We start from the raw sequence: 8,549 nt of genomic DNA, 5'->3' as shown, positions 1-8,549 counted from the left end.
TCATGTCGGTGGTCATCGGTGGTCCTCTCGGTTCTGGGTGGGCGTAAGCAACCAGACCCTAACCGAACATCGCCGGTGACCACCTCAGCCAGAACTTACACCACGCTCAGGGACAGCATCTAATCGGCATCACCACACAAGTCCCACTCGAGGGTCGAAGGGACAGCCCGACCACTTCGAAATTCGACCAAAGGTTTGATCTTTGTTCCTTCTCAAAGTCTGTCCCTGAAATCGAAGTGTTCAGCAGGCAGGATATTAACCTCTGTAAAGTCAATGCCTTGTGAAGAATTCACCAAACTCGCGCAGTCAATAGGTCCAGAGAATATCGACCCTTAGAGACCGCTTCCGTGCCGCCGCGCGGCAGGCACGGTGCTCAGCCCCTCCCGCATAACCCTCGAAAACAACGGAAAAATCCGGCCTCAGCCGGATGGGGAGAACGCATTCGCGAGGGCAAGTGGCGGAGGGGATGGGTCTGCGGTCCAACCTTCTCCATACCAAGATATTGTATTCATTCAACTTCCTTCAGTGCATTGGGTCCATCCGCCCTTGATGGCGCGCATGCTGAAGTGGTGCCCGGAGAAGCCAGCCCCGCATGCAGCATCCAGACACTCTCTCGATCGGATGGACGCGGTCACGGTGCTGTGCGATACATCTGATAATGGTGCCCGACTCGTTCGAGTCGGGTGAAAAGGGAATGCGGTGCGGGCCCCTTGCCCAACTCCGCAACTGCCCCCGCAACTGTGAGCGGTGAGCGACCTCGAAACATGCCACTGGGCGGACCGGCCCGGGAAGGTTCGGGGAAGCGGCGACCCGCAAGTCAGGAGACCTGCCATCTCCGGTGCGCGACGCGCGCCGCAGTCACCTTGAACCCGGGCGGGGTGCCTCGGGCCGGAGAGACCGAGATGGACGCCTTGTGCCTCGCGAGATCGCCGCTGCCCCAGGCCCGCCCCTTGCGCGGAGGGCGCGATGCTTCTGGAACGGACAATCTCGCAACTCGACACAGGCTCCATTCCGCCCGCGCGGGCGCAGGCACTGGGGCAACTTGGCTATATGCAGTGGCTGGGGGCATTGCAGCCGATGGCCGATTATCGCGCTGAGGCCATGCGCGCCTATGCGGCGGCCCAGCCGTTTCTGCGCACCTCGCCCGCGGTCGCGGTGTTCTGCGATCTGCTCGTCGCCTCCACCCGGATGCCGATCGAACCGATGCCGTTGGCCCTGCCTGCACGCCATCGCCGCGGCGGCGCACGGGCCCGGCGCGCGGCGATCTGACATCCGCAATTGGCCGCCCGCGCGCATCGTCTGCCTGGCCGAAGAGACGGTTGAGACGCTCCACCTTCTGGGGGAGCAGGAGCGGATACTTGGGATACTGGTCCGAGCTGTCCGCCCGCCGCAGGTGCGCCGGGAAAAAGCCGCGCGCGCATCTGTCACGGGCATTCCATAATCCACGAGGCCAAGGGAGAATGGTCGGGCGCGCGGAGTCCTGTGTCGGTTTCAGAGCAGGCCGATACCATCGGGAATGGTTATCTGCCGGTGCAAGGTGCCGCTGGCGACAGCGGAGAATTGGGAAGCCGGTGGAAAACCGGCACTGCCCCCGCAACGGTGACGGGAGAGGGCGCGACAACAGCCACTGGGAGGAACCCGGGAAGGCGTCGCGCACGGGGCCGCAAGGCCCGCTTCCGCAAGTCCGGAAACCAGCCTTGCGGAAGGAACGTCACCCGCGGCGGGCGGTCGGGCGTGCGGCTGGCTGCTGCATGTCTCTTTCCCGTCGCGTCACAAGCGAACCCCGGCGGGGATGCCGGAAAGCGAGGACAAGATGCTGAACGCCACCGCCATCCTGCGCGACATTGCCAACCGTCGCCCCAACCACTCTCTCAGCCATGATCTTTACTGCGATGCCGGCGTCTATCGCGCCGATCTGGAGCAGATCTGGTACAAGGAGTGGCTGTTCGCCGTCCCCTCGGCGCAGCTCGCCAAGGCCGGGTCCTATGCCACGATGCAGGTCGGTACCTATCCGGTCGTGGTTGTTAGGGGGGCTGACGGCCTGATCCGCGCCTTTCACAACGTCTGCCGCCACCGCGGCCAGAAGCTTTGCGCCAAGGCGGAAGGCGCTGCGCCCAGGATCGTCTGCCCGTACCACCAGTGGACCTTCGATCTGGATGGCAAGCTGCTTTACGCGCGCGACATGCAGGAAGCGTTCGATCCCGCCGCGCATGGGCTGAAGAAGGTGCACTGCGCCGATCTGGGCGGCGTCGTCTACATCTGCCTTGCGCAGGTGCCGCCGCCGATCGCCGATCTTGCCCGCACTGCCATGGCCTATCTGGCGCCCTCACGGCTGAAGGACGCCAAGGTCGCCTTCTCCTCGACCATCGTCGAGAAGGGCAACTGGAAGCTGGTGATGGAGAACAACCGCGAGTGCTATCATTGCGCGGGGTCGCATCCGTCCTTGTGCCGGACGTTTTCCGACAACCCCAAGATCGGCGCGATGGATGGGCCGCATTCGGCCAGCCCTGAAATCCTGGATCATTGGCAGCGGTGCGAGACCGCGGGCCTGCCGTCGCGCTTTGTCCATGCGCCCGATTTCCAGTGGCGGCTGGCGCGCGTGCCGCTGCTGAACAATGCCGAAAGCTATACGATGACGACCAAGGCCGCCGTGGCCCGGCGCATGGGCGAGATGCCCTTCAACGACGCCGGCAGCCTGCTGATGTACCACTATCCCAACACCTGGAACCATTTCCTGGCCGATCACGCGATCACCTTCCGCGTGCTGCCGATCAGCCCCACGGAAACCGAGGTCACCACGACCTGGCTTGTCCACAAGGACGCGGTCGAAGGAGTGGATTATGATCTGAAGACGCTGACAGAGGTCTGGCTTGCGACGAATGACGAGGATCGGCGTGTGGTCGAACAGAACCAGCTTGGGATCCTGTCGCCCGCTTACGAGCCTGGCCCCTATTCGACGATCCATGAAGAGGGCGTAATCCAGTTCATCGACTGGTATTGCGGCACGCTTTCGGGGCGGTTGGCCCCCGAACCGGCGCTGGCGGCGGAATAGGCGGATGGCCCCGCAACAGAACTGGACTGCGCGGCCGTGGTCGGACGCCGAAGCGCTGGAATGCGCGATGGTGGTGCCCGAGGCCGCCAACACCGCGACCTTCACCTTCCGCGCGCCTTCGGGCGCGTGGTTCGACTATCAGCCGGGGCAGTTCGTCACGCTGGACCTTCCGGTCCCCGGCGGGAACGTGCAGCGCACCTACACGATCAGCTCCTCGCCCTCGCGGCCCCTGTCGATCAGCGTCACGGTCAAGGCGCAGACGAACAGCATCGGCACGCGCTGGATGCTGGATCACCTGAAACCGGGCATGAAGATCAAGGCCCACGGCCCTTCGGGCATCTTCAGCTTCCTCCGCCACTCGGCGCGGAAATACCTCTTCATCTCGGCAGGCTCGGGAATCACGCCGATGATGTCGATGACGACCTGGGCCTGGGATTCGGGCGAGATGCCGGACATCGTCTTTGTTCACGCCGCCCGCCGGCCGTCAGACATCATCTTCCGCGAGCGGCTGGAGAATTTCGCCAACCGCGTGCCGGGGCTCAAGCTGCGCTTCACGGTCGAGGAACCCGATCCCTTCCGCACCTGGCACGGCTATCAGGGCCGCCTGTCCCAGATCATGTTGGGCCTGATGGCCCCGGACTATCTGGAGCGCGAGGTGTTCTGCTGCGGGCCGGAGCCTTTCATGCAAGGGGTGCGCGACATGCTGGTGTCGCTGGGCTTCGACATGGACCATTATCATCAGGAAAGCTTTGGCGCCCCGGTCCGGACCGAGGCCGAGGCGCCGGTTCATGACGATGTCGTGCCTGATGCGGACACGGGCGCGCGTGTCACCTTTGCGGCCAGCGGCGTCTCGGCGCCCTGTGCGCAGACCGACTCGATCCTTGCTGTGGCGAGGCGGTCCGGGCTGAACATCCCGTCGGGCTGCACCTTCGGCCTTTGCGGCACCTGCAAGGTGAAGAAGATCGAAGGCGAGGTCCATATGGTGCATAACGGCGGCATCAGCGACGACGACATCGCCGCGGGCTATATCCTTGCCTGTTGCGCGAACCCGATCGGGACGGTCGTCATCGAAGTCTGAGGGCAGCCGCCGTCGCGCGACACGCAGGTCAGGGCCGGGGGGCCAATGCCCGGCCGTTGCGCGTGCCCCGAGCCAAGCCCCCAATTCATGAACAGACTTCATGTTGATCCGGAAAATTATGAATTTTCCGACAAAGATATCCCCGTGATATGGTTCGCGTTCGGCCCTCAAAGGATCGGGAGCACCGCCTTGACGCAGCACGCAAAGACCATCACACCCGCCGCGGCCTCGCTGGAGGCGCTCGCGCGGCAGCGCATCCTGATCCTCGACGGCGCGATGGGCACGCAGATCCAGACGCTGGGCCTGACGGAAGAGGATTACCGCGGCGCGGGGGGATGCGCCTGCGCGCATCACTCCGATCATCCGCAGAAGGGCAACAACGACCTTCTGATCCTGACCCAGCCGCAGGCCGTCGAGGAGATCCACTTCCGCTATGCCATGGCGGGGGCGGATATTGTCGAGACCAATACCTTTTCCGCCACCAGCATCGCGCAGGCCGATTACGGGCTGGAAAAGGCGGTGTTCGACCTGAATGCGCAAGGCGCGCGGATCGCGCGGCGTGCGATGGACCGGGCCACGGCCATCGACGGCCGCCCGCGTTTTGTCGCCGGAGCCATAGGCCCGACAAACCGCACCGCCAGCCTTTCGCCCGATGTGAACAACCCGGGCTACCGGGCGGTCACCTTCGATGACCTCGCGGTCGCCTATGGCCAGCAGGTGACGGGGTTGATCGCCGGCGGCGCGGACCTGATCCTGATCGAGACGATCTTCGACACGCTGAACGCCAAGGCGGCGATCTTTGCCTGCCTTCAGGCCTTTGCCGCGACGCGCGTCACGCTGCCCCTGATGATCTCCGGCACGATCACCGATGCCTCGGGGCGCACACTGTCGGGCCAGACGCCCACGGCCTTCTGGCATTCGGTCGCCCATGCGCGGCCCTTCACCGTGGGGCTGAACTGCGCCCTCGGCGCCAGCGCCATGCGCCCGCATCTGGCCGAACTGGCGGGCGTCGCGCCCACCCGCATCTGCGCCTATCCCAACGCCGGGCTGCCCAATGCCTTCGGCCAGTATGACGAGACGCCCGACCAGACGGCCGCACAGGTCGCCGATTTCGCGCGCGAGGGGCTGGTGAACATCGTCGGCGGCTGCTGCGGCACCACGCCCGACCACATCCGCGCCCTTGCCGAGGCCGTGGCGCCGTTCCGCCCCCGCGAGGTGCCGCAGTGACCCGCTACCTGCGCCTCTCGGGGCTGGAGCCCTTTGTCCTGACCCCCGACATTCCCTTCGTCAACATCGGCGAGCGGACGAACGTCACCGGCAGCGCGAAGTTCCGCAAGCTGATCGTGAACCGCGACTATGCCGCAGCACTCGAGGTCGCGCGCGACCAGGTCGAGAACGGCGCCCAGATCATCGACATCAACATGGACGAGGGCCTGATCGACAGCAAACAGGCGATGATCGAGTTCCTGAACCTCGTGGCGTCGGAACCCGACATCGCCCGCGTCCCGGTGATGATCGACAGCTCCAGATGGGAGGTGATCGAGGCGGGCCTGAAATGCGTGCAGGGCAAGCCCGTCGTCAATTCGATCAGCCTCAAGGAAGGCGAAGAGGCGTTCCGCCACCATGCGGGCCTGTGTCTCGCCTATGGCGCGGCCGTTGTCGTCATGGCCTTTGACGAGGCGGGCCAGGCCGACACCTTCCAGCGCAAGACCGAGATCTGCGCGCGGGCCTACCGCATCCTTGTGGACGAGGTCGGCTTCCCGCCGGAGGACATCATCTTCGACCCCAATATCTTCGCCGTCGCAACCGGGATCGAGGAGCATGACAATTACGGCGTGGACTTCATCGAGGCGACGCGGTGGATCCGGGCCAACCTGCCGCATGCCCATGTCTCGGGCGGGGTGTCGAACCTGTCCTTCAGCTTTCGCGGCAACGAGCCGGTCCGCGAGGCGATGCATGCCGTGTTCCTTTATCATGCCATCCGCGCGGGCATGGACATGGGCATCGTCAACGCGGGCCAGCTGGCGGTCTATGACCGGATCGACCCCGAGCTGCGCGAGGCCTGCGAGGATGTGGTCCTGAACCGCAAGCCCAAGGCCGGCGGCACGGCGACCGAGCGGCTGCTGGAGCTGGCCGACCGCTTCAAGGGGGGGGCGCGCGAGGAAAAGGTCCGCGATCTGGCCTGGCGCGACTGGCCCGTCGAAAGGCGTCTGGAACATGCGCTGGTGGGCGGCATCACCGAGTTCATCGAGGCCGACACCGAAGAGGCGCGTCAGGCCGCGGCGCGCCCGCTCGACGTGATCGAGGGCCCGCTGATGGCGGGGATGAACGTGGTGGGCGACCTCTTTGGCGCGGGCAAGATGTTCCTGCCGCAGGTCGTGAAATCGGCCCGCGTGATGAAGCAGGCGGTCGCCGTGCTGTTGCCCCATATGGAACGGGAAAAGCGCCTGACGGGTGGCGAGGGGCGGCAGACGGCGGGCCGCATCCTGATGGCGACCGTCAAGGGCGATGTCCACGACATCGGCAAGAACATCGTGGGCGTCGTCCTGGCCTGCAACAATTACGAGATCATCGACCTGGGCGTGATGGTGCCGCCGCAGAAGATCCTTCAGGTCGCACGCGAGGAAAAGGTCGATGCCATCGGCCTGTCGGGCCTGATCACCCCCTCACTGGACGAGATGGTGCACCTGGCCTCCGAGATGCAGCGCGAGGGGTTCACGATCCCGCTGCTGATCGGCGGGGCGACCACCTCCAAGGTCCATACCGCCGTCAAGATCGCGCCGCGCTACGCGGGGCCTGCGGTCCATGTGCTCGACGCCAGCCGGGCGGTGGGGGTTGTGGGCGCGCTGCTGTCGGACAGCCAGAAGGACGCCTACATCGCCGAACTGCGAAGCGAATATGCCGAGGTGGCCGAGCGCCACGAACGCGCCGAACGCGCGAAGGAGCGCCTGCCGCTGGCCGCCGCGCGGGCCAATGCGCTGCGGATCGACTGGACGGATTACAAGGTGCCGGCGCCGTCGTTTCTCGGTACGCGGGTGATCGACGACTGGGACCTGGCCGAGATCGCCCGATACATCGACTGGACGCCGTTCTTCCAGACCTGGGAGTTGAAGGGCATCTACCCCAAAATCCTCGACGACCCGAAACAGGGCGAGGCCGCGCGGGCGTTGTTTGCCGATGCGCAGGCGATGGTGCAGCGGATCATCGGCGAGCGTTGGTTCGGCCCTCGCGCCGTGGTGGGCTTCTGGCCCGCCAACAGCGTCGGGGATGACATCCGTCTGTTCACCGATGCGGATCGCGGCCGGACGCTGGCCACCCTGCACACCCTGCGCCAGCAGCATTCCAAGCGCGAGGGACGCCCGAATGTCGCCCTGTCGGACTTCGTCGCACCCGAAGGCACGCCCGATTATGTCGGCGGCTTCGTCGTGACGGCGGGCCCCGAAGAGGCCGCCATCGCCGAAGCCTTCGACCGCGCGAACGACAACTACGCCGCGATCCTGGTGAAGGCGCTGGCCGATCGCTTTGCCGAGGCGATGGCCGAGATGCTGCACCAGCGCGTGCGCCGCGCGCTCTGGGGCTATGCCCCCGACGAAACCTTCACCCCCGACGAACTGGTGGGCGAGCCCTATCGCGGCATCCGCCCTGCGCCGGGCTATCCCGCCCAGCCCGACCATACCGAAAAGCTGACCCTCTTCCGTCTGCTCGATGCCGAAGCGGCGACCGGCGTCACCTTGACGGAAAGCATGGCGATGTGGCCGGGCTCGTCGGTCTCGGGCCTCTATATCGGGCACCCGGACAGCTACTATTTCGGCGTGGCCAAGGTCGAGCGCGACCAGGTGGCCGATTATGCCGCGCGCAAGGGCATGACAATGGCCGAGGCGGAACGTTGGCTCGCCCCGATCCTGAACTATGTGCCCGTCGCCGTGCCAGCCCGCGAAGCGGCCTGATCTACACAATATATTGACAGCCGCGCAACGGGTGTGTCTAGTGGTGGTGTCATGGTTCTCCGGCGCGAGTCGGGGACGGAAAGGAAAGCCGGTTCAAATCCGGCGCTGCCCCCGCAACTGTAAGCGGCGAGCGAAGCTGACAACGCCACTGGGTCCGCCCGGGAAGGCCAGCCAAGCAACGACCCGCGAGCCAGGAGACCTGCCAGGACGAAAGATGACGAAACCGTGCGGCGGGCACGGGCGCGCCGTGGATCGCGTGGCGGCCGAGTTGGCGCGAACCGAGGCGCCGGTCGTGATCCGCGGTCGGTCGGACCTGGGAAAGCTGCGGCTGGCCCGGCGCATCCACGAGCTGTCGGATCACCGCGCGGCGCCGTTCGTGCCGATCGACGCCCTGCGCAGTCCCGCGGACGGGGCGGCGCTGGCGGCGGCAGCGCAGGCGCCGGGCCGGCCTTGGGCAGGGGCAGGCCCGACA

General features: G+C 65.8%; 6 protein-coding genes and 3 riboswitches. All 6 genes read left to right on the top strand.

Features of this window, described 5'->3' with window-relative positions:
- Nucleotides 1–641 precede the first annotated feature (641 nt).
- A riboswitch (cobalamin riboswitch) is annotated at nucleotides 642–848 on the top strand.
- A gap of 118 nt (nucleotides 849–966) precedes the next feature.
- Nucleotides 967–1,269, top strand: a complete 303-nt coding sequence (locus G8O29_RS17785; RefSeq protein ID WP_166404546.1) for a hypothetical protein — start codon at nucleotides 967–969, stop codon at nucleotides 1,267–1,269.
- Nucleotides 1,270–1,518: 249 nt separating this feature from the next.
- A riboswitch (cobalamin riboswitch) is annotated at nucleotides 1,519–1,714 on the top strand.
- Nucleotides 1,715–1,813: 99 nt separating this feature from the next.
- Entirely contained in the window at nucleotides 1,814–3,052 is a 1,239-nt protein-coding gene (locus tag G8O29_RS17775; protein ID WP_166404551.1) for an aromatic ring-hydroxylating oxygenase subunit alpha, read from the top strand.
- A 4-nt stretch (nucleotides 3,053–3,056) separates the two neighbouring features.
- The gene (locus G8O29_RS17770; RefSeq protein ID WP_166404550.1) at nucleotides 3,057–4,130 is read left to right on the top strand and encodes an FAD-binding oxidoreductase; all 1,074 of its coding nucleotides are present in this window, start codon (nucleotides 3,057–3,059) and stop codon (nucleotides 4,128–4,130) included.
- A gap of 189 nt (nucleotides 4,131–4,319) precedes the next feature.
- Nucleotides 4,320–5,357 (top strand): homocysteine S-methyltransferase family protein, encoded by a 1,038-nt coding sequence (locus G8O29_RS17765; RefSeq protein WP_242679186.1) that lies wholly within the window; start codon nucleotides 4,320–4,322, stop codon nucleotides 5,355–5,357.
- Nucleotides 5,354–8,077 carry a methionine synthase gene (gene metH / locus G8O29_RS17760; protein ID WP_166404548.1) on the top strand — a complete coding sequence of 908 codons (2,724 nt, stop codon included), beginning with the start codon at nucleotides 5,354–5,356 and terminating at the stop codon, nucleotides 8,075–8,077. The genes G8O29_RS17765 and metH overlap by 4 nt, the downstream gene beginning before the upstream one ends.
- Before the next feature lie 35 nt (nucleotides 8,078–8,112).
- A riboswitch (cobalamin riboswitch) is annotated at nucleotides 8,113–8,298 on the top strand.
- Nucleotides 8,292–8,549 (top strand): sigma 54-interacting transcriptional regulator (locus G8O29_RS17755; RefSeq protein WP_166404547.1); only part of this gene is annotated, 258 nt, incomplete at its 3' end. Its footprint overlaps the riboswitch before it by 7 nt.

It is taken from the genome of Rhodobacter calidifons, assembly GCF_011174775.1.
GTDB lineage: Bacteria > Pseudomonadota > Alphaproteobacteria > Rhodobacterales > Rhodobacteraceae > Tabrizicola > Tabrizicola calidifons.
Note: the sequence above shows the minus strand (reverse complement) of the source record. Positions and strands in the feature narration are given on the sequence as shown.

What these genes read in the sequence shown, in the direction of transcription:
- G8O29_RS17785 (WP_166404546.1), top strand. Translation starts at nt 967, where the DNA reads ATGCTTCTGGAACGGACAATCTCGCAACTCGACACAGGCTCCATTCCG.
- G8O29_RS17775 (WP_166404551.1), top strand. Translation starts at nt 1,814, where the DNA reads ATGCTGAACGCCACCGCCATCCTGCGCGACATTGCCAACCGTCGCCCC.
- G8O29_RS17770 (WP_166404550.1), top strand. Translation starts at nt 3,057, where the DNA reads ATGGCCCCGCAACAGAACTGGACTGCGCGGCCGTGGTCGGACGCCGAA.